Genomic DNA, 19,818 nt, shown 5'->3' on the forward strand with positions numbered 1-19,818 from the left:
TCGAATGCGCAGACTGCTGCTTTCCAACGACGATGGTGTGCATGCGCCGGGCCTGCGTGCCCTCTACGACGCCCTGGAGCCCCATGCCCGGCTGCGAGTGGTAGCGCCCGATCGCGACCGCAGCGGCGCCAGCAACTCGTTGACCCTCAATCGCCCCCTGGCCTTGACCGCGCTGGACAACGGCTTTCATTGTGTCGACGGCACGCCCGCCGACTGCGTCTACCTGGGCGTGAACGGCATATGGGACGAGCGCCCCGATCTGGTGATATCCGGCATCAACCACGGCGGCAACCTGGGCGACGACGTACTTTATTCGGGCACCGTGGCCGCAGCCATGGAGGGGCGCAACCTCGGCATGCCGGCCATTGCCATGTCGCTGGTGGGCTCGCGCCACTTCGACACCGCCGGCCGGGTCGCGGCGAGCCTGATCGGTGCCGCCGATCGGCTCTCGCTGCCGCCCCGCAGCCTGCTCAACGTCAACGTGCCGGACCTGCCCTGGGAAGAGATCCAGGGCTTCCGCGTGACCCGCATGGGCTATCGTGGGCCGGCTGAGCGGCCGATGGAGGTGCGTGACCCCCGCGGCCGTTTACGCTACTGGATTGCGGCCGTGGGGCTGAGCGCCGATGATGGCGATGACACCGATTTTGCCGCCATCGAGGCGGGATACGTATCGATAACGCCGCTGCAGACCGACCTCACCCGGCATGCAGCGCTCGACGATGTGCAAGGCTGGTTGGATGCATTCACCTGAACGATTGCCGGAACTGCTTCGCGGCGTCGGCATGACGTCGCAGCGTACCCGAGACCGCATGGCGGCACGCCTGGCCGCACAGGGCATCGTCGATGAGCGGGTGCTGCGGGTGATGGCCGAAGAGCCGCGTCATTTCTTCCTCGACGAGGCGCTGGCCCATCGTGCCTACGAGGACACCTCGCTGCCCATCGGCCACGGCCAGACCCTGTCGCAGCCGTGGATGGTCGCGCGCATGACCGAGCTGGTGATGCAGGAGGCGCCCCAGCGCGTACTGGAGATCGGCACCGGTTCCGGCTATCAAACGTTGATTCTCTCGCGCCTGGTTCCGGAACTCTGGTCGGTGGAGCGAATCAATGCCTTGCATCACCGGGCAGCGAAGCGGCTGCGCCTGCTGCGGGCGCACAACGCTCGCCTGCGCCTGGCGGATGGCGGCCACGGCTGGCAGGAGGCGGCGCCGTTCGACGTGGTATTGCTCACCGCCTGCGCCCATGAGCTGCCTCAGGTGCTGATCGACCAGCTCGCCGAAGGCGGCGTGATGATACTGCCATTGGCCGATCCGGGCGGCGACCAGTGGCTGACTCGGGTGCGCCGCGTGGGCCATCAAACAGAAGTACAGCGGCTCGAGCGCGTACGCTTCGTGCCGCTGCTGCAAGGAGTGATTCGTTGAAGCGACAACTCAGTGTCTTCCTCAAGGGGGCCGGCATGGGAGCGGCCGATGCCGTGCCCGGGGTTTCCGGCGGCACCATCGCCTTCGTCACCGGCATCTACGAGGAGCTCATCCACACCATCAAGCAGTTCGGCCCCAGCGCCTATCCGGCCTGGCGTCGCGGCGGGCTGGCCGGGCTCTACCATCATCTCAACCTGGCCTTCGCCTTGCCGCTGCTGCTGGGCATCGGCGTCAGTCTGGTCAGCGTGGCGCATCTGGTGGTGTGGCTCATGGACGATCATCCGTTACTGCTCAACGGCTTCTTCTTCGGCCTGGTGGCGGCGTCTGCCATCGTGGTCAGCCGGCATCCTTCCGATTGGAAGCTGTGGCATCTTGTGCCGTTGATCGTCGGTCTGCTGCTGGCCCACGGGCTGCCGTCGCTGATGCCGCTGGTCACCCAACTGGGCGTTCCGTCGCTGGTATTGATCGTGGGCGGGGCCATCGCCATCAGCGCACTGCTGCTGCCCGGCGTCTCCGGCAGCTTCCTGCTGTTGACCATGGGGCTCTATGGCACCGTGATGCAGGGCATACGCAGCTTCGATCTGGCACTGCTCTCGACTTTCGCGGTAGGCTGCCTGATCGGTCTATTTGGCTTTTCACGGCTGCTCTCCTGGCTGCTTCGCCGCTATCATACGGCCACCCTGCAGCTGTTGATCGGTTTCATCGTCGGCTCGCTGCCCGTGCTCTGGCCCTGGCGCGAGCTGGTTCGCTACCAGCTCGGTCCCGAGGGGCAGATGATTCCGCTCGACTACCGCTACCTGACCCCTGGCGACTACGCCATTTTGACCGGAGAATCCGGCCTGATGCTGCCGGTGGTGATTGCCATGCTGCTCGGGGCAGCTCTGGTCCTCGGGGTGGCTCGCGGCACGGGTGGCAGCGCACCCGGCCGGGCGGGAAACGGCTCTCACAATTCGCCTGACAAGGAGGGCTCCAATGCGTAAGGTTTTTCTCGTCTCGGCCATCGCCCTGGCCGTGGCCGGCTGTGCCGCTCAGCAGGATCATGGCGCTCCCCAGGTTCGCGATCTCTCGGTAAGTCGCGAGCGTGCTCCGGCCAGCCATTACACGGTCGAGCAGGGCGATACTCTGTACGGCATCGCCTGGCGGCATGACATGGATTATCGCGACCTGGCGCGACTCAACCAGATCGGACCGCCATATCGCATCCAGCCCGGCCAGCAGTTGCGCCTGGGCGAGGGTGCAGGCGCGCCGACGCGCCAGGAGCCCTCGCGTGAGCTGGGCGACCCCCAGGTGGCGACGGCTACCGCTCTGGGCAGCGGCGCCGCAGCTCAGGACGGCGACAGCGATTGGTTGCTACCCGACGAAGAGCGCATCGAGCGTAACCGGCGGCTCACCGTCGAGCCTCTGGACGGTGAGGCAAGCGCCCCCAGCGAGACGGCGGTGGCCAGTGCGGAGCAGGTTGCCGAACCGGCTCCCTCAGCGGAGCCGGAGCGCCCACCCGAGCCACGCGTGGATGCCGAAGCGGCCGTTGCCACACAGCAGCAGGAACCTCAGCAGCAGCCGGAACCCCAACAGCAGCCGGAACCGCAGCCGGCGGCACAGCCCGAGCCGGATGCCGGCACGCAAGTGGCGGGTGAGCCGGAACGTCAGCCGGCTAGCGCTGGTCGTACCTATACACCGGTAGATGAGGTGCCCTGGCAGTGGCCCGCAGACGGTGAGCTGGTCGGCCGTTTCGGTGAAGGTGGAAGCATAACGGCCGGCATTGATATTGCCGGGCAAAAGGGGCAACCTGTCAGGGCAGCCGGTCCCGGTATCGTGGTCTATGCCGGCAGCGGGGTGCGGGGCTACGGCAACCTCATCCTGCTCAAGCACAACGACCAGTACCTTAGCGCTTATGCCCACAACGACAGCCTCCGCGTGACGGAGAACGATGTGGTCGAAGCCGGTCAGGTGATCGCCACCATGGGCGACAGCGATGCCGAGAGCGTCAGGCTGCATTTCGAGGTGCGCAAGGATGGGCAGCCTCAGGACCCTCTGAAGTACCTGCCGCAGCGATAGTCGAGTCAGTGGCCAGTAGTCGTGGCTGTCGCCGGGGTGGCAAGGTGGTCGAAGGCACCCGCTTGGTGCCGTGAGGAGTCAATAACAATAGAGCTCTGCATGCGGAGTCATGCAAGAGATAACGACATTTCAGGACGAAACCACGGGGTAGCAACCGATGAGCATGCTTGAACGGGACCTTCAGGATGTTGATCTCGACGACGTCACCGAGTCTGATGAAGAGCTCAGTACGGAGTCGGACAGCTCGACCAGCGACAGCGACGACGAAACCGCCTTCGAGAAGGCGCTGAGTCGCGAAGACAAGCACTACCACCATAGTCTCGATGCCACCCAGATCTATCTCAACGAGATCGGCTTCTCGCCCCTGCTGACACCGGAAGAGGAGGTCTATTACGGCCGCCTGGCCCAGAAGGGCGACCCGGCGGGGCGGGCGAGAATGATCGAGTCCAACCTGCGGCTGGTGGTCAAGATCGCCCGTCGCTATCTCAATCGCGGCCTGACGCTGCTCGACCTGATCGAGGAGGGCAACCTCGGGCTGATTCGCGCGGTGGAGAAGTTCGATCCAGAGCGCGGCTTCCGCTTCTCCACTTACGCTACCTGGTGGATTCGTCAGACCATCGAGCGGGCGCTGATGAACCAGACCCGCACCATTCGTCTGCCGATCCACGTGGTCAAGGAACTCAACATCTACCTGCGTGCGGCCCGTGAGCTGACCCAGAAGCTGGATCACGAAGCCACGCCGGAGGAGATCGCCGACTATCTCGACAAGCCGGTCGAGTCGGTGAAGAAGATGATGGGGCTCAACGAGCGTGTATCCTCGGTCGACTACCCCATGGGCGGCGAGAGCGACAAGCCGCTGATCGAGACCCTGGCCGACGACAACGAGCAGGGCCCCGAGTCTTCGCTGGTCGATATCGACGTCAAGCAGCATGTCGATGAGTGGCTGGCAGAGCTGACCGAGAAGCAGATGGAAGTGGTCATCCGCCGTTTCGGCCTGCGCGGCCACGAGGCGGCGACCCTGGAGGAGGTTGGCGACGAAATCGGCCTGACCCGCGAGCGAGTACGTCAGATCCAGGTCGAAGCGCTCAAGAAGCTGCGTCGCGTACTCGAGAAGCAGGGCCTCTCGATGGACAACATCTTCAACGAGTAACGGCAGATCGAGCAGAGGCAGCCGACCTTCGGGTCGGCTGCATATTTTCTGCATGCTGATGCGTTATCATTAGCATCCTCATCATGCAGGGATGAACAAGGAAACGATCAATGCATCGCTCACCATTCACCAAGCGCTTCCAGCGCCGTGGTCTTGCGGCAATCGTGGGTCTTGCCATGGCAGGAAACGTATATGCTGCCGACCTGTGGACCATTGCCCAGGATGCGCTGGCCAACGACGCTGAGCTGGCGTCGACCCGCTCCGGTTTTCAGGCCACCGAGGCGGCGCGGGATGTGCAGCGCGGCACCTTGCTTCCGCAGATCGGCATCGGCGGCAGCGTCAGCCACACTCGTACCTATTCGAGCCCCGCACAAGGGGCGGCCGGCAGGGTTCAGGAGGGCGCCGAGGAGGTGGGGGCCGGTGCTGCCGCTGCCGCCTTCGATCAGGACGATACGGTGAACAGTGTCGGCATCAGCCTTGATGCCGAGCAGGCGCTCTACGACCCGTCACGTCGTGCCCAGCTGCAGCGCGCCGAGAGAGAGATCGATCGTGACGCACTGGGGCTGGAGGCGACCCAGCAGCAGCTGCTCTACAACGTAGGCAACGCCTACTTCGAGATACTGCGAGCGCACGATATTCTCAGCGCCCGCCGCGCTCAGGAAACCGCCATCAGCCGGCAGCTCGAGCAGGCGCGAGAGCGCTTCGAAGTCGGCCTGATCGCCATTACCGACGTGCATGAGGCCCAGGCTCGCTTCGACTTGGCGCGGGCTCAGCGCATCGCCGCCGAAGGGGCCATGCAGGTCAGCTTCGAGGCGCTGGAGCGGCTGACCGGCCACCGCTACGACAGCATCGATGCCCTGGACGAGGAGGTGCCGATTGCCTCGCCGCAGCCGGCCGACCGCGAGGAGTGGGTGGCGCTGGCCATGGCCAATAGCCCCATGGTGCTGATGGCCGAAGCGGGTATCGAGGTGGCCAGAAGTACCCTCGAGGTCTCCAGGGCCGGCCAGCGCCCGGTGGTGTCGGCATTCGCCAACTACGGTTGGGCGGACACCGACCGCAGCGGTGCGGCACATCAGTCGGAGAGCCAGGTCGGGCTGCGTGCCAGCCTGCCGCTCTACACCGGCGGCTCGACCCAGGCACAGATTCGTCAGAGTGGCTTTCTGCTCGAGGCCACGCAGTACGACTTCGAGGCGCAGCGACGCGATACCATCCAGCAGGTCCGCTCCCTGTTCACGCGGGTGAACAACGACGTCGAGACCGTCGAGGCGCGCCGGCAGGCAATCATCTCCAATCAGAGCGCTCTGGAAGCGACGCGTTCGGGCTATGAGGTGGGCACGCGCAACATCGTCGACGTGCTCAACGCCGAACAGAATCTGTTCAACGCCATCGCCGAGCATGCCGAGGCGCGCTACGACTACGTGCTGGGGCTGCTGCAGCTGCAGCTGCAGGCAGGCATTCTCGGAGCGGACTCCATCCAGGCAGTCAACGCCTGGTTGTCCGACGAGGAGCGCGTCTCGTTGGAGCTGCCAGATGAAGCCAACGACAATCCGGTCATGAACATCGGTGAGCGGCCCCAAGCGCCATCGTGATAAATGACGAAATCGCCGCTAAAAAACATAGATAATCACCATGAGCCACCGAGTAATCGGTGGTTTCTTTCGTGAAGCGGCTTGAGTTATGAAAGATAATACTGCGCTGTTTCCTATCAGCGGAGGTTGCCATGGCCAGGCCCCTGGTCGCAGACATCGATCTTGACGCCTTGCGTCACAATTATGCCCTGGCGCGTGAACTGGCCGGGGAGAGCCGGGCTCTGGCGGTGATCAAGGCCGATGCCTACGGCCATGGCGCCGTGGCCTGTGCCCGCGCGCTCGAGTCGCTGCCCGAAGGCAAGCGTCCGCCCGCCTTCGCCGTGGCCTGCCTGGAGGAGGCCGAGGCCCTGCGCCTGGGCGGCATCGCGTCGCCCATCGTGCTGCTGGAAGGCATTTTCGAGGCGTCGGAGCTGGCTCGCGTCGAGGCGCTCGGGCTGTGGATGGCGGTGCACAGTGAGTGGCAGCTACGGGCCTTGCTGGAGCATCGTCCGGCCCGGCCGATCCCGGTCTGGGTCAAGGTCGACTCCGGCATGCACCGGCTGGGCTTTGCTCCAGAGCAGGTGGAGTCGGTGTGGCAGCGTCTGGCGGCAGCCCTCGAGTGTGCCACCGGCCTGCAGCTGATGAGCCATTTCGCCACCGCCGATGCCGTCGATGCCGGCTACTTCGAGACCCAACTGGAGCGCATGCGCGACCTGGCCCAGCGCTTGAAGGCACCGCTGTGTCTGGCCAACTCCCCGGCCACTCTAGTCTGGCCGAAGTCCCATGGCAGTTGGGTTCGCCCCGGGGTCATGCTGTACGGCAGCGATCCGCTGGAACGCCCCAGCGAGACCAGCCGCCGGCTGCAGCCGGTGATGACGCTGCGCTCCGAGATCATCGCCGTGCGCGACCTGGCGGTGGGGGAGCCGGTGGGCTATGCCGGGCGTTGGCGGGCGCCGCGACCGTCGCGCATCGCGGTGGTGGCCTGCGGCTATGGCGACGGTTACGATCGACATGCGGTCGACGGTACGCCGGTGTTGGTGGCCGGACAGCGCACCACGATTGCCGGCAAGGTGTCGATGGACATGCTGACGGTGGACGTGACCGACATCCCCGAGGCCGACATCGGCACCGAGGTGGTACTGTGGGGGCGCTCCCGTCATGGCGCGGTGCTCAGCGTCGATGAGGTGGCCCGCTATTGCGATACCATCAGCTATACGCTGTTGACCGGTATTCTGCCGCGTGTCCCCCGGCGCTATTCGCGGCTCGACTGAGCTTCGGTGCCCTTGCTCCCGAACCCGATCTGAACGGAATCCCGCATGTCCAAACGCAACTGGCCCGACTCCTACGCCCATCCTCGCTTCTGGCCCGCGTGGCTGGCCATCGGTGCCATGCGGGTGGGGGCCTGGCTGCCATGGCGGCTCAAGCTGGCCATCGGCAGGGCCCTCGGTCTGCTGGCCTGGGCGGCGGTACCGCGCCGCCGCCATATCGTCGACACCAATTTGAAGCTGTGCTTCCCCGAGCTTGGCGACGCTGAGCGCGCCGCGCTGGTGCGCGAGACCTTCGAGGCCAATGGCATCGGCATTCTCGAGACCGCAACGGGCTGGTGTCGCGACCCCAGGCATCTGCGCCATCGCGTCACCTACAAGGGCCGCCATCATCTGGAGTCGGCCTACGCCCAGGGCAAGGGCGTGCTGGTGGTGGGCATCCACTTCTCGACGCTGGATCTGGGCGGTGCGCTGCACTCGCTCTACTTCCCCTCCGACGTGGTTTATCGGCCGCACAACAATCCGCTGTTCGACCGCTTCATGACCCGGGCGCGCAGCCGTATCTACGGTGAAGCCATCGACCGCCACGACTTGCGCGGCGTGGTACGGCGCATCAAGGCGGGGCACATCGTGTGGTATTCGCCAGACCAGGATTTTGGTCGCGATGTCAGTGTCTTCGCTCCGCTGTTCGGCATCCAGGCGGCGACCATCCGCCTGACCGCCAAGATCGCGCGGATGACCGGGGCGCCGGTGGTGCCGCTGATGTTTCATCGCAACCCCGACGACCGCACCTATACCATCGAGTGCCACCCCGCGCTGGAGGATTTCCCCAGTGGCGATGAAGTGCGTGATGCCACGCAGGTCAACGCCTTCATCGAGCGGGCGATCGGCAAGCACCCGGAGCAGTACATGTGGCTCCATCGTCGCTTCAAGACGCGCCCCGAGGGCGAGCCGGAGCTCTACTGAGCCGGGCAGGTACGAGCCGGCAAGCGGCAGTTCCGTACGGTGATGTAGCAGAACTATAACAAGGCGTCACCGGTGGTAACTTGACGCTTCGGTGAGTTCACGCAAGGCTTAAGGACACCTGTTTAGGGAAACTGCGCCGAAGGAAATTGGCGCTAAACGAGTCAAGGAGGTCCATATGCTCGGCAATGCCATGCTGTTTCTGATCATCGCTATCATTGCGGGGGTGCTGGGTTTCACCGGCATCGCAGGTGCGGCGACGACCATCGCTCAGATCCTGTTCTTCCTGTTCATCGTGCTGTTCATCGTTTCACTGATCACCGGAAGGAGGCCATAGCGTTTCTTCATCCCACACAGCGAACAGAGCGAAACGACGAGGCCCCGCATAGCGGGGCCTCGTCGCGTTACGGCATCCAGCGAGGTCAGGCGTCGATGCGCTTGTACTTCATCCGGTGCGGGGTGTCGTTACCGACCCGCTTGCGATGATCCGCTTCGTAGTCGGTGTAGTTGCCCTCGAAGAACTCCACGTGGGAATCGCCCTCGAACGCCAGGATGTGGGTGGCGATGCGGTCGAGGAACCAGCGATCGTGCGAGATCACCAGAGCGCAGCCGGGGAAGGCGAGCAGAGCCTCTTCCAGCGCGCGCAGAGTCTCGATGTCGAGATCGTTGGATGGTTCGTCGAGCAGCAGCACGTTGGCGCCCTGCTTCAGGGTCTGGGCCAGCTGAAGACGGCCGCGTTCGCCGCCGGAGAGGTCCTTGAGGAACTTCTGCTGGTCGTTGCCCTTGAAGTTGAAGCGGCCGACATAGGCGCGTGAGGAGACCTCGTAGCCATTGATGTTGAGGATGTCCTGGCCGTCGGAGACCGCCTCCCACACCGTCTGCTTGTCTTCGAGGGCGTCGCGCAGCTGTTCCACGTAGGCGATGTCGACGGTGTCGCCGATCACCACCTCGCCGCTGTCGGGCTGCTCCTTGCCGGTGATCAGCTTGAACAGGGTCGACTTGCCGGCGCCGTTGCCGCCGATGATGCCGACGATGGCCCCCTTGGGCACGGTGAAGGAGAGTTCCTCGTAGAGCAGCTTGTCCTCGAAGCGCTTGGACACGCCGTGGAACTCAATCACCTTGTCGCCCAGGCGCGGGCCGGGCGGAATGTAGATCTCGTTGGTCTCGTTGCGCTTCTGGAAGTCGCCCGACTGCATCTCCTCGAAGCGGTTGAGGCGCGCCTTGCTCTTGGCCTGACGCCCCTTGGCGTTGCTGCGCACCCACTCCAGCTCGTGCTTGATCGCCTTCTGGCGCGAGGCTTCCTGCTTGGCTTCCTGCTCCAGTCGCTTCTCCTTCGATTCCAGCCACTGAGAGTAGTTGCCCTCGAAGGGGATGCCGTGGCCGCGGTCGAGCTCGAGAATCCAGCCGGCCACGTTGTCGAGGAAGTAGCGGTCGTGGGTGATGGCCACCACGGTACCGGGATAGTCGTGCAGGAAACGCTCCAGCCAGGCCACCGATTCTGCGTCCAGGTGGTTGGTGGGCTCGTCGAGCAGCAGCATGTCGGGGCTGGAGAGCAGCAGGCGGCACAGGGCCACGCGACGGCGCTCACCACCGGAGAGGTGACCGACACGGGCATCCCAGGGCGGCAGGCGCAGCGCCTCGGCGGCGACTTCCAGCTTGCGCTCGAGGTTGTGCGCATCGGCGGCCTCGATGATGTTCTCCAGGCGTGCCTGCTCGGCGGCCAGGGCATCGAAGTCGGCGTCCGGCTCGGCATAGGCGGCGTAGACGGCGTCCAGCTTGGTCTGCGCCTCCTTGATCTCGCCCAGGGCTTCTTCGACGGTCTCGCGCACGCTCTTCTCGTCGTCGAGCTGGGGCTCCTGAGGCAGATAGCCGATGTTGATGCCGGGCATGGGGCGCGCCTCGCCTTCATGCTCCTTGTCGACGCCGGCCATGATACGCAGCAGGGTCGATTTGCCGGCACCGTTCAGGCCCAGTACGCCGATCTTGGCGCCCGGAAAGAAGGATAGGGAGATGTCCTTGAGGATCTGCTTCTTGGGCGGAACGACCTTGCCCACCCGATTCATGGTGAAGACGTATTGCGCCATGGAATTCCACTGGAGTTGAGGGGTTCAGTGGCCACGATGATAGTGGTCGGGCAGGGCAAAGGCCAGTGTCGCCGCGATGGGGTGTCTACTCTTCTTCTTCCTCGTCGAGCAGCATCCAGTCGTCTTCGATGGCGCGCTTGAGGCGGCGCTCTTCCAGCAGGGCCTCGACGCGGCGTCGGGCACGCAGGGTGTCGGCACGGCTGGAGGCGCGAGGACGCACGTAGTCGTCGTCGTTTACCGCTTCGAGGAAGTCGTCGTCGTCGTGAGTGTCGTTGACAAGGGGTTCATGGCTCATGCGAAATCCTCCCATGGCCCGGTGTCGACCGCGTTGCGATCGACGTGTCGCACATCCGCTTCGCGTCCGAAGCGACGGACCTGAAGCGCCATCGGTGCCAAAGGGCGGCACCTGACGGCTATATATATCCGGAAGGAGCCGAGAGCAAGCTTATTCGTGATTTTTTCTTCGCGTCTACCGGTCAGGGAATGCCGTGCTCGGCCTTGAGCCGCTCCAACTCCCGCTGCGCCTCGACGCGTTCGGTGACGTCCTTCTGCACGCCGATGTAGTAGGTGAGGTTGTCATCGGCATCGTAGACGGGGGTGATCGACAGCTCGTTCCAGAACAGGGTGCCGTCCTTGCGATAGTTGCGCAGCACCTCCCGGCACGGCCGCCCCTCGGCCAGCGCCTTGCGGATGTTGTCCAACGCCGGCTGGTCGCGGTCGTCGCCCTGCAGGAAGCGGCAATCCTGATAGAGGATCTCGTCCGCGCTGTAGCCGGTGAGCCGCTCGAAGCCCTTGTTGACGTAGATGAGAATGTTCTCGTCACCTTCCTGCTCGGCGACCACGATGCCGTCTTCGGAGGCATCGACGATGCGCTCGAGCAGTTCGGGGTTGATCAATGGGGTTCGTTTCATTCCAGGCGTTCCTGTCTCGGGCTTGGCGGTTACCGAATATGGCTACTGCCAATGTAACTATTACCAAATGTCACTATGCTACATCATGGCCAGCCGGCGCCAGGTTGACAACGCCGACCGGCCCTTACTCGACCTCCGGCAGGCGTGAGGCGGATGCGGCGGCTCCCAGTGCCATCGCGGCCAGTACCATCAGCAGCCAGTCGGTACCCAGCCACTGGGCCAGCACACCCGTCATGCCACCTACGAGCAGCATCAATACGCCTGTGAGGGTGTTGGAAAGCGCGACATAGAGTGCGCGCTTGTCCTGACCCGCCATGTCGACCAGGTAGGTCTTGCGGCCCAGGCGTACCCCGGCATGGACGACGACCAGCAGAGCATAAACCAGGGCATAGGGCCATACCTGGGTGGTCCAATCAGCCGGCAGCCAGGCAATGCCGGCGCCGAGCAGACAGCAGACCGCAGCGCCCAGGCCGGTGTCGCGCAGCACGGTGCGGCTGGAGGCGTCGGAGCGCTTGCCCCATACCGGGCTTGCCAGCATGCCGGCGAGGCCCGAGACCACGATCAACAGGCCCAGTCCACCAAGCTCGGCGCCGCTCTGCTGCTGGCCGAGCAGCGCCACATAGGGCAGTGCAAGGGCACTGGCCAGCAGCAGTGCACGTGAGAGATTGAAATGCAGGAAGTTGCGGTCCTCTCGCAGCAGGCGCAGCCCCAGCTTGATGCTGTTCCAGGCATTTTCGCCGCCCTCCACGGCACCCGGCACCTCGGCGATGCGTGCCGCGCACAGGGCATTGACAGCCCAGCCCAGTGCGGCGACGCCGAGCAGCGCCGCCAGGGCCAGTTCACCGGGGCGATCTTCGAACAGCATCAGCACGCCGCCGGCCGCCAGGGTAACGGCCCCGGCCACGCTGCCGCTCCAGCCCAGCAGGTTGCCGCGGCGCTGCTTGGCGATGGTCTTGCCCAGCACGTCCTTGGTGGCGATGGATGAGAGTCCGCGGGCCAGCGAAAGTGCCACCAGCGTGATCAGCACCAGGGCGCCGCCTAGCCCACCCTGGCCGATCAGGGCGAGCAGTGCCAGTGCCGCCGCCGCCAAGGCCTGGAGGCAGCCGCCGACGACCCAGGCCCACTTGCGCTGCGGCTTGAGACGAATGAAGCCGGCGACGAACAGCTGCGGCAGCAGGGCGCCCGCTTCGCGGATCGGCACCAAGAGCCCGACCATCCACAGCGGGGCGCCGATCACGCCGAGCAGCCAGGGCAGCACCAGGCGGGCGCTGGAGAGTTCATCAGCCAGCTTGTTGCCCAGCGAGGCGAACAGGTGCAGGAAAAAGTTGCGTGGCTGCTCGTCGCAGGCCTCGTCGGCGATATCCTTGCACATGCGGCTGTCTTCATCGCCTGTCAGCCACTCGTACAGTCGCGACTGGCTGATCTCGCGCTCGCTCATCCCGGTTCCTCGGCTGCTATCATTCCCGTTCCATTGTTGCGACAGAGTGGTCCGCATGTCACGTATCCGCATCCATTACTGCACCCAGTGTCAGTGGCTGTTGCGCAGCGCCTGGCTGGCCCAGGAGCTGCTTTCCACCTTCGGCGAGGAGCTGGAAGAGGTCGCCCTGGTGCCCTCCCATGGGGGCTATTTCGAGATCTTCTACGACGACGAGTCGCTGTGGGAGCGCAAGCGCGACGGCGGGTTCCCCGACAGCAAGCAGCTCAAGCAGCGGGTGCGCGACAGGCTCGACCCCGGGCGGGACCTGGGGCACATCGATCGATGAAAACCATGACCAGTGCGGCAATGCCGAATCGGGACCGCCAGGCGATTCTGTTCGGCCTGGGCGCCGTGGCGCTGTGGTCCACGGTGGCCACCGCCTTCAAGGTGGCGCTGGGCTACATGTCGCCGCTGGAGCTGATGTGGCTGGCATCTGCCGTGTCGTGGCTGCTGATGGGCGTGCTGGTGATGCGTCAGGGGTTGCTCGGCCAGGCCTTGAGCGGCGGCTGGCGCACCGCCGCCTGGGCCGGGTTGATGAACCCGGTGGCCTACTATCTGGTGCTGTTCGGCGCCTATGCCCGCCTGCCGGGCCAGGAGGCCATGGCCCTCAACTACACCTGGGCGCTGGCCATGGCCTTTCTCGCCGTGCCCATCCTCGGCCAGCGGCTGACCCGCACCGACGTGGCGGCAGGACTGATCGCCTATGCGGGGGTATGGGTGATCGCCACGCGAGGGCAGGTGCTCGACGTGGCCTTCGCCGATCCGCTGGGCGTAGGACTGGCGCTGGGCTCGACACTGCTGTGGGCGCTCTACTGGCTGCTCAACGTGCGCGATGCCCGTCCGCCGCTGGTGGCCCAGTGGCAGAACTTCAGCGTCGGCCTGCCGGTGCTCACGCTGCTGATGCTGCTGGGGCCCGGCTTCACCTGGCACGGCTGGGCGGCGTTAGGGGCGGGGGTCTACGTCGGTCTGTTCGAGATGGGTATCGCCTTCGTGCTATGGCAACTGGCCATGCATCGGGTATCGCGTACGGCGCGAGTCTCCAACCTGATCTTCCTGTCGCCGCCGGTCTCGCTGCTGCTGCTCTACCTGGTGGTGGGCGAGCCGATCCTGCTCTCCACCCTGGTCGGGCTGGTGCTGATCCTCGGTGGCCTGGGGCTGCAGCAGTGGCAGAAGAGCCCGGCGACGGATCAGTCATGAGAGATATCCGCCAGCTCCACGCCGTTGCTTTCCAGCAACGGTTCGAGGGCGGGCCAGACGTTGTCGAGTATGATGGGTTGGGCTTCGGCGGTGGGGTGGATGCCGTCGCTTTGCATCAGACCCTCTTCCAGTGCCACGCCTTCCAGCAGGAAGGGCACCAGTGGGGTATCGTAGGTCTCGGCCAGACGGCTGAAGACGTCGGTGAAGGCGCGGCGGTAGGCCTGCCCGTAGTTGGGCGGAATGTCGATGCCGAGCAGCAGTACTTCGGCGCCGACGGCCTGGCTGGCCTCGATCATGCCGGCCAGATTGGCCTTCAACTGGGTCGGCGGCAGGCCGCGCAGGCCGTCGTTGCCGCCCAGCTCGAGCAGAACGATGTCCGGGTCGTGCTGTCCGAGTAGCTCGGGGAGTCGGCTGGCACCGCCGCCGCTGGTCTCTCCGCTGATGCTGGCATTGACGACCCGGGCGCTGCCGTCGAGCCGCTCCTCGAGCAGGGTGACCCAGCCGGCCTCCTGCTCGAAGCCGTAAGCGGTGCTCAGACTGTCGCCTACCACCAGTAGTACCGGACGCTCGGCTGCCAGAGCCGGAGCGGTGACCAGTGCCAGAGCGAACAGCGCGCTCGCGGCAAGGCCAGCGCTGCAGGAACGCCAGCGCGCCAGCCAGACGCCTACCAGACCAAAGGGAAAGACTTTCACCATGACCGACTCCTTGACTCGAGATGCTGTTTCGCTTGCCGCCGCTTCCGGGCGTGACGCCAAACCGATTCTACATGCTCGTCAGCTGAGCAAGCAGGTGACGAGCGGCGAACGGCGGCTCACCATTCTGAGTGGTCTGGAGCTCGAAGTGTTCCCCGGCGAGAGCGTGGCGATCCTCGGCCAGAGTGGCGCAGGCAAGTCGACCCTGCTTGGCCTGCTGGCGGGGTTGGACGAGCCGAGCGGAGGTGAGCTCGAACTGTTCGGCGAAACGCTCGGCAATCTCGATGAAGATGGCCGCGCCCGGTTGCGTGCCGGTCGGGTCGGCTTCGTGTTCCAGAACTTCCAACTGCTGCCGACCCTGACGGCGCTGGAGAACGTGCTGCTGCCGCTGGAGCTCTCGCCGCTGCCCGATGCCGGGGCTCGGGCCCGCGACTGGCTCACTCGAGTCGGCCTCGGTGAGCGCATGGAACATCTGCCCAAGCAGCTCTCCGGCGGCGAACAGCAGCGGGTCGCGCTGGCCCGGGCCTTCGTCACCGGCGCCGAGCTGGTGTTCGCCGACGAACCCACGGGCAACTTGGATCAAGCCACCGGGGCGCGCATCATCGAACTGCTGTTCCAGCTCAACCGCGAAGCCGGCACCACCCTGGTGCTGGTGACCCACGACCATGCGCTGGCGGCGCGCTGCGACCGCAGCCTGCGCCTGGAGGAGGGGCGGCTGGTCGAACTCGTGCGCGACGATGAGGTGGGCGCATGAGCCGAGCCTCTACCCAGGCCGAGGGGGCCAATCTGCTGCGTCTCTCCGCCCGCGGGCTGCTGCGCGATCTGCGCGCCAGCGACGTGCGTGCACTGTTCGTCGCGCTGGCGCTGGCGGTGGCCGCCTCGACCATGATCGGCTTCTTTCTCGACCGCCTCGACCGTGGCCTGACCCGTCAGGCCGGTCAGCTGCTCGGCGGCGATCTGGTGCTCGAGCAGGGTCGCCCCTTCAGCCCAGAGCTGCGACAGACCCTGGAAGAGGCCGGCATGACCCTGAGCGACCAGGTCGACATGGTGACCATGGTCAGCTTCGGCGACGCCTTCCAGCCGGCCAGTCTCAAGGCGGTGGATAGCGTCTACCCCCACTACGGCGAGGTCTACGTCGACCGCGGCGAAGGCATCGAGACGGTCGGTCACGGCCCCGCTCCGGGGGAAGCCTGGGTGGCGCCGCGTCTGGCGCTGCTGCTGGAGGCGGAGCTGGGCGATCGCATTCAGGTGGGCGAGGGCGAACTGACGCTGACCGGCCTGGTCGAGCGCGAGCCGGACCAGTCCGCCGGCTTTGGCAACTTCAACCCGCGCCTGATGATCCATCTCGACGACCTCGAGGCAACCAACCTGGTGCAGCCGGGAGCACGGGTGGAGTTCGAGCTGCTCGCCGCCGGCCCGCCCCAGGCGTTGGATCAGCTGGCGCCGCTACTCGAGCGCCTGCGCCGCGACGGCGTCGAGGTGCGCGACGTGCGCCGCGACCGACCGGGGCTCGGCAACGCCCTGGAGCGTGCCGAGCGCTACCTGAGCCTGGCAGGTCTTGCCGCGGTGCTGTTGGCCGGGGTGGCGGTAGCCATGGCCACGCGGCGCTACGTCGAGCGGCATCTGGATACCGCGGCGCTGCTGCGCTGCTTCGGGGCTACTCAGCGCGATCTCACCTGGCTCTTCGCCCTGCAACTTCTATGGCTGGCGCTGGCGGCGTCGCTGCTCGGGGCGCTGCTGGGCCTGGCGGGGCAGGCCGCGCTGCTGGCCCTGCTCACCGCCTTCCTGCCGCTGACCTTGCCGCCGCCGGGCTGGTTGCCGCTGTGGCTCGGCGTGCTGACGGCGTTGGCAGTGCTGGTCGGTTTTGCCGGCCCCACGCTGTTGCGCTTGAAGCGGGTCAGCGCGCTCAAGGTGCTGCGCCGCGAGCTCGACCCGCTGCCGGCCGCGGCCTGGTTGGTGGTGCTGGTGGCCAGCCTGGTGTTCGGCGGCCTGCTGTGGCTCTACTCCGGCGACTTCGGCCTGGCGGCTTCGCTGCTGGTCGGTGGGCTGGTCATGCTGGTGGTGCTGTGGGGCCTGGGTGGCCTGTTGCTCGGCCTGGTGCTGCGAGTTGCTGCGCGTCTGCCCCAGGGCGGCGGCAAGGGCGCGGAGCTGAGCCAGGCCCTGCGCCTGGGCGGTCGCCAGTTGGCGCGGCGGCGCTCCGCCAGCTTGGGGCAGCTGCTCGCCTTCTCGGTGACCTTCTTCGCCATGGCCATGATCGCCATGGTGCGGGGCGACCTGCTCACCACCTGGCAGGACCAGTTGCCCGAGGATGCACCCAACTACTTCGCCATCAATATCCAGCCCGCCGAGCGCGAAGCGTTCATCGAGGCCCTGGAGGCCAATGCCGACGACCGCACCGCGCTCTACCCGATGGTGCGTGGGCGGCTTACCGAGATCAACGGCGAGTCGGCCCGTGACGCCGTGCCGGTGGAGTCCCGCGGCGACGGCTCGCTGCGCCGTGAGCTCAACCTCACCTGGCAGGCCGAGCTGCCCGAGGGCAACCGGGTAGTGGCCGGCCAGTGGTTCGATGCACTGGCGGAGGCCTCGCCGAATGGCTGGCTGGGAGAGCTGGATGCCGAGCCGGTGCAGAGCGTGGTGCCGATCTCGCTGGAGGATGGGCTGGCCGAGCGCCTGGGCCTGTCGCTAGGCGATCGCCTGACCTTCACCATTGGCGGCGAGGAGATCGTCGGTGAGGTGGCGAGCCTGCGCAACCTCGACTGGGACAGCTTCCGGCCCAACTTCTTCGTCATCTTCCCGCCCGGGGTACTGGAGCGTTTCGGCCACAGCTTCATTACCGCCTTCCATCTGGAGGCAGGGCAGGGCGAGACGCTGCGTCAGCTGGTGCAGCGCTTCCCCGGGGTATCGCTGCTCAACATCGACGCCATCCTGGCCCAGGTGCGTGACGTCGTTGCCCAAGTGACCCGGGCGGTGGAGCTGGTGCTGGCCTTCGTGCTGTTGGCTGGGGTGAGCGTGCTCTACGCCTCCTTGACGGCCAGTCGTCCGGCGCGGGCTCACGAAAGCGGACTGCTGCGGGTATTCGGCGCCGGCCAGAGCCTGATTTCCCGCGTGCAGGGAGCCGAGTTCGCCATTCTCGGCCTGGCCAGCGGGCTGATGGGCGCGCTGCTGGCCGAGCTGGCTACCGCCGGCATCTATATCGCCTGGTTCGATCTGGCACCGCGCCTTCACCCATGGCTTTGGGTCGTGCTGCCCTTGGGTGGAGCGGTGCTGATCGGTGCCATCGGTCATGCCCTGTCGCGGGGCCTGCGCAAGCAGGCTCCGGCGGCGAGCCTGGGGTTGCTGGGAGAGGCCTGATCCGTCCGCCGCGACGTTGAAACGTCCGCGGCGATGTTTGAGCGCTGCACTGCATTAATGCGGTTACACTACGTAAACGCGAATGTGGTGCGGTGTGCCTTGCCACCTTCCTATCCGACCGATGCAGTGCACAGGAGGTGGCATCGATGAAGCTTTACCGACCCCGAACGACCGGCCTGAAGCCGGCCCTTGCCCTCGTTGCCCTCGTCGGCGCTCCTGGTGTCGCAATGGCGGACACAGAGCGCCTCGAAGCCGACCTGCGTGCGCTGTTCAGCGAAGGCGGAACGCTTTCCATCGGCGATGTCTCGAGCGCCATGCTGCGCTCACGGCTCACCGCCGAGGATATCGTGTTCGAGGCCGAGGAGGGCGAGCGGCTGCTGATCGATCGTTATATCGTCAGCGGCGACTACGACGCCCCCACCGACGTCACGCTCGAAGGCCTGCGCATAGAGGACAGTCTTACCGAGCTGACCCTGATGAGCATCGAGCGCATCGTGCTCGGCGAACCGTCGCAGGCGGTGTTTCCGCTGCATGAGGAACTGGCGCCCGAGCAGGTGCGCCTGGGTAGCCTTGCCATCGACGGCATCGTGATCGAGCTGGCCTCGGAGCTTGCCGAGGAGATCTTCTTCGATACACCGCTCAGCAGCAGCCATGGCCGCATGACCATCGACAAGCTGCGCGGCGAGTCGCTCTCCCATGAGGCGATCGGCATGCTGGAGATCTCCGGCATGGCCGGTGTTTTCGCTGAGCTGGACGAACTCGGCTCCGGGTCGTTCACGCTGCGTTCGCTGCGCCTGGAGGGGTTGACCGGCATCGATAAGGAGGGCGAGGAGAAGTTGGCCTCGCTGGTGCTGCGCGATCTGGCCGTGGAGTCTCCCGAGCTGGTCGCTCGTCTGGCCCTGCTCGATCTCGATGGCGACTTCGACGACGGCAAGGGGGGAGTGCGTCTCGAGGGCTTGCACATGGATCTGGCCCGCATGATCGAGCTCGCCCCCGAGGAGGAGCGCACCCAGCTGCGCATGGTCAGCAACGTGCTGACCGGCGGCAGCGGCGAGCTGCGCCTCGATGCTGCCTTGCTTGGCAGTTGGCAGGAAAAGGGGGAGCACAGCGTGCTGATCAGCGATAGCCAGATCGACATACACGATGCCCTGAGCCTGCTGCTCGACATCAATCTGCCGCTGCTGCTGCCGCACGACGTGACACCCAGCGATGCCTTCGGCGGCATGCAGTGGCTCGAAGACGCCACCCTGCTGGGCGGGGACATTCACCTGAGCCTGGCCAACCAGGGGTTGTTCTCGCGTCTGGCCACGCTGGGGGCGGCCATGGAGGGCGTGACCGAGGCGCTCTACGTCGAGCAGGTGCGCACCCAGGCCCAGGGCTTCGGCATGATGTTCGGCCCCGAGATCCAGGCCATCCTGGTGGGGTTGGTCGACCTGTTGGAGGGCAGTGCGCAGCACCTCGACGTGCGTGTGACGCTGCCGGCGCAAAGCACCGTGACCAGCTATATGAGCGACCCGCTGGGAGTGCCGGGGAAGCTCAGCGTTAAAGTCGAAACTCGTTGATCCAGCTCTTCTCGCTAAACGCAGCATGAGTATTTCTGCACCCGCCCATGACGGCCTTTCAAGTGAAAGCCTTCATGGGCTGGGGTATCATGGCGCATCCCGATTCTCCCCGTATGCGAGGTTTG

19 protein-coding genes are annotated in these 19,818 nt (G+C 65.7%); 14 read left to right on the plus strand and 5 right to left on the minus strand.

Features of this window, described 5'->3' with window-relative positions:
• Positions 1-4: 4 nt before the first annotated feature.
• The 9 genes from surE to HOP53_RS11840 all read left to right on the plus strand — a co-directional run bounded on the left by surE (position 5) and on the right by HOP53_RS11840 (position 8,756).
• Positions 5-751 carry a 5'/3'-nucleotidase SurE gene (gene surE / locus HOP53_RS11800; RefSeq protein WP_234270224.1) on the plus strand — a complete coding sequence of 249 codons (747 nt, stop codon included), beginning with the start codon at positions 5-7 and terminating at the stop codon, positions 749-751.
• The gene (locus tag HOP53_RS11805) at positions 738-1,418 is read left to right on the plus strand and encodes a protein-L-isoaspartate(D-aspartate) O-methyltransferase (RefSeq protein ID WP_234270225.1); all 681 of its coding nucleotides are present in this window, start codon (positions 738-740) and stop codon (positions 1,416-1,418) included. Before surE ends, HOP53_RS11805 begins: the two co-directional genes overlap by 14 nt.
• Positions 1,415-2,398, plus strand: coding sequence for a DUF368 domain-containing protein (locus HOP53_RS11810; RefSeq protein ID WP_234270226.1), 984 nt, complete (start codon positions 1,415-1,417; stop codon positions 2,396-2,398). The genes HOP53_RS11805 and HOP53_RS11810 overlap by 4 nt, the downstream gene beginning before the upstream one ends.
• A complete protein-coding gene (locus HOP53_RS11815) occupies positions 2,391-3,473 on the plus strand; it encodes a peptidoglycan DD-metalloendopeptidase family protein (protein WP_234270227.1) in 1,083 nt (360 codons plus the stop codon). The genes HOP53_RS11810 and HOP53_RS11815 overlap by 8 nt, the downstream gene beginning before the upstream one ends.
• A gap of 157 nt (positions 3,474-3,630) precedes the next feature.
• The gene (gene rpoS / locus HOP53_RS11820) at positions 3,631-4,623 is read left to right on the plus strand and encodes an RNA polymerase sigma factor RpoS (RefSeq protein ID WP_234270228.1); all 993 of its coding nucleotides are present in this window, start codon (positions 3,631-3,633) and stop codon (positions 4,621-4,623) included.
• Positions 4,624-4,733: 110 nt separating this feature from the next.
• Positions 4,734-6,212 carry a TolC family outer membrane protein gene (locus tag HOP53_RS11825; RefSeq protein WP_234270229.1) on the plus strand — a complete coding sequence of 493 codons (1,479 nt, stop codon included), beginning with the start codon at positions 4,734-4,736 and terminating at the stop codon, positions 6,210-6,212.
• 131 nt (positions 6,213-6,343) lie between these two features.
• Positions 6,344-7,462: an alanine racemase gene (alr, locus tag HOP53_RS11830; protein ID WP_234270230.1), complete on the plus strand. Its 1,119-nt coding sequence runs from the start codon at positions 6,344-6,346 to the stop codon at positions 7,460-7,462.
• Between the two features lie 45 nt (positions 7,463-7,507).
• Complete coding sequence (lpxL, locus tag HOP53_RS11835) at positions 7,508-8,422, plus strand: LpxL/LpxP family Kdo(2)-lipid IV(A) lauroyl/palmitoleoyl acyltransferase (protein WP_234270231.1); 915 nt, start codon at positions 7,508-7,510, stop codon at positions 8,420-8,422.
• A 175-nt stretch (positions 8,423-8,597) separates the two neighbouring features.
• A complete protein-coding gene (locus HOP53_RS11840) occupies positions 8,598-8,756 on the plus strand; it encodes a DUF1328 domain-containing protein (RefSeq protein ID WP_159553797.1) in 159 nt (52 codons plus the stop codon).
• A gap of 85 nt (positions 8,757-8,841) precedes the next feature.
• Here HOP53_RS11840 and ettA read toward each other — a convergent pair whose 3' ends face one another.
• The 4 genes from ettA to HOP53_RS11860 all read right to left on the minus strand — a co-directional run bounded on the left by ettA (position 8,842) and on the right by HOP53_RS11860 (position 12,852).
• Positions 8,842-10,503 (minus strand): energy-dependent translational throttle protein EttA, encoded by a 1,662-nt coding sequence (gene ettA / locus HOP53_RS11845; RefSeq protein ID WP_234270232.1) that lies wholly within the window; start codon positions 10,501-10,503, stop codon positions 8,842-8,844.
• Positions 10,504-10,588: 85 nt separating this feature from the next.
• Complete coding sequence (locus HOP53_RS11850; protein WP_234244342.1) at positions 10,589-10,798, minus strand: PA3496 family putative envelope integrity protein; 210 nt, start codon at positions 10,796-10,798, stop codon at positions 10,589-10,591.
• Between the two features lie 181 nt (positions 10,799-10,979).
• Complete coding sequence (locus HOP53_RS11855; RefSeq protein ID WP_234244343.1) at positions 10,980-11,414, minus strand: PAS domain S-box protein; 435 nt, start codon at positions 11,412-11,414, stop codon at positions 10,980-10,982.
• 124 nt (positions 11,415-11,538) lie between these two features.
• Positions 11,539-12,852 carry an MFS transporter gene (locus HOP53_RS11860; protein ID WP_234244344.1) on the minus strand — a complete coding sequence of 438 codons (1,314 nt, stop codon included), beginning with the start codon at positions 12,850-12,852 and terminating at the stop codon, positions 11,539-11,541.
• Positions 12,853-12,907: 55 nt separating this feature from the next.
• Between HOP53_RS11860 and HOP53_RS11865 the strand changes: the two genes are divergently transcribed.
• Both HOP53_RS11865 and HOP53_RS11870 read left to right on the plus strand, forming a co-directional pair.
• On the plus strand, positions 12,908-13,177 hold the full coding sequence (locus HOP53_RS11865; RefSeq protein WP_086509404.1) for an Rdx family protein: 270 nt from the start codon (positions 12,908-12,910) through the stop codon (positions 13,175-13,177).
• A gap of 5 nt (positions 13,178-13,182) precedes the next feature.
• Positions 13,183-14,088 (plus strand): DMT family transporter, encoded by a 906-nt coding sequence (locus tag HOP53_RS11870; RefSeq protein ID WP_234270233.1) that lies wholly within the window; start codon positions 13,183-13,185, stop codon positions 14,086-14,088.
• Here the strand turns inward: HOP53_RS11870 and HOP53_RS11875 are convergent.
• Positions 14,079-14,783 carry an arylesterase gene (locus HOP53_RS11875; protein WP_234270234.1) on the minus strand — a complete coding sequence of 235 codons (705 nt, stop codon included), beginning with the start codon at positions 14,781-14,783 and terminating at the stop codon, positions 14,079-14,081. The two genes, HOP53_RS11870 and HOP53_RS11875, sit on opposite strands and share 10 nt — an antisense overlap.
• Here HOP53_RS11875 and HOP53_RS11880 point away from each other — a divergent pair.
• The 3 genes from HOP53_RS11880 to HOP53_RS11890 all read left to right on the plus strand — a co-directional run bounded on the left by HOP53_RS11880 (position 14,782) and on the right by HOP53_RS11890 (position 19,693).
• Positions 14,782-15,534 carry an ABC transporter ATP-binding protein gene (locus HOP53_RS11880; protein ID WP_234270235.1) on the plus strand — a complete coding sequence of 251 codons (753 nt, stop codon included), beginning with the start codon at positions 14,782-14,784 and terminating at the stop codon, positions 15,532-15,534. The two genes, HOP53_RS11875 and HOP53_RS11880, sit on opposite strands and share 2 nt — an antisense overlap.
• Positions 15,531-18,131: an ABC transporter permease gene (locus HOP53_RS11885; protein ID WP_234270236.1), complete on the plus strand. Its 2,601-nt coding sequence runs from the start codon at positions 15,531-15,533 to the stop codon at positions 18,129-18,131. The genes HOP53_RS11880 and HOP53_RS11885 overlap by 4 nt, the downstream gene beginning before the upstream one ends.
• A 227-nt stretch (positions 18,132-18,358) precedes the next feature.
• Positions 18,359-19,693, plus strand: coding sequence for a hypothetical protein (locus HOP53_RS11890; RefSeq protein ID WP_234270237.1), 1,335 nt, complete (start codon positions 18,359-18,361; stop codon positions 19,691-19,693).
• The last annotated feature ends 125 nt before the right edge of the window (positions 19,694-19,818 follow it).

This window comes from Billgrantia ethanolica (genome assembly GCF_021404305.1).
Taxonomy (GTDB): Bacteria; Pseudomonadota; Gammaproteobacteria; order Pseudomonadales; family Halomonadaceae; genus Halomonas; species Halomonas ethanolica.

Coding starts and splice junctions, on each gene's coding strand:
- surE (WP_234270224.1), top strand. CDS start 5: ATGCGCAGACTGCTGCTTTCCAACGACGATGGTGTGCATGCGCCGGGC.
- HOP53_RS11805 (WP_234270225.1), top strand. CDS start 738: ATGCATTCACCTGAACGATTGCCGGAACTGCTTCGCGGCGTCGGCATG.
- HOP53_RS11815 (WP_234270227.1), top strand. CDS start 2,391: ATGCGTAAGGTTTTTCTCGTCTCGGCCATCGCCCTGGCCGTGGCCGGC.
- rpoS (WP_234270228.1), top strand. CDS start 3,631: ATGAGCATGCTTGAACGGGACCTTCAGGATGTTGATCTCGACGACGTC.
- HOP53_RS11825 (WP_234270229.1), top strand. CDS start 4,734: ATGCATCGCTCACCATTCACCAAGCGCTTCCAGCGCCGTGGTCTTGCG.
- alr (WP_234270230.1), top strand. CDS start 6,344: ATGGCCAGGCCCCTGGTCGCAGACATCGATCTTGACGCCTTGCGTCAC.
- lpxL (WP_234270231.1), top strand. CDS start 7,508: ATGTCCAAACGCAACTGGCCCGACTCCTACGCCCATCCTCGCTTCTGG.
- HOP53_RS11840 (WP_159553797.1), top strand. CDS start 8,598: ATGCTCGGCAATGCCATGCTGTTTCTGATCATCGCTATCATTGCGGGG.
- ettA (WP_234270232.1), bottom strand. CDS start 10,503: ATGGCGCAATACGTCTTCACCATGAATCGGGTGGGCAAGGTCGTTCCG.
- HOP53_RS11850 (WP_234244342.1), bottom strand. CDS start 10,798: ATGAGCCATGAACCCCTTGTCAACGACACTCACGACGACGACGACTTC.
- HOP53_RS11855 (WP_234244343.1), bottom strand. CDS start 11,414: ATGAAACGAACCCCATTGATCAACCCCGAACTGCTCGAGCGCATCGTC.
- HOP53_RS11860 (WP_234244344.1), bottom strand. CDS start 12,852: ATGAGCGAGCGCGAGATCAGCCAGTCGCGACTGTACGAGTGGCTGACA.
- HOP53_RS11865 (WP_086509404.1), top strand. CDS start 12,908: ATGTCACGTATCCGCATCCATTACTGCACCCAGTGTCAGTGGCTGTTG.
- HOP53_RS11870 (WP_234270233.1), top strand. CDS start 13,183: ATGACCAGTGCGGCAATGCCGAATCGGGACCGCCAGGCGATTCTGTTC.
- HOP53_RS11880 (WP_234270235.1), top strand. CDS start 14,782: ATGACCGACTCCTTGACTCGAGATGCTGTTTCGCTTGCCGCCGCTTCC.
- HOP53_RS11875 (WP_234270234.1), bottom strand. CDS start 14,783: ATGGTGAAAGTCTTTCCCTTTGGTCTGGTAGGCGTCTGGCTGGCGCGC.
- HOP53_RS11885 (WP_234270236.1), top strand. CDS start 15,531: ATGAGCCGAGCCTCTACCCAGGCCGAGGGGGCCAATCTGCTGCGTCTC.
- HOP53_RS11890 (WP_234270237.1), top strand. CDS start 18,359: ATGGCGGACACAGAGCGCCTCGAAGCCGACCTGCGTGCGCTGTTCAGC.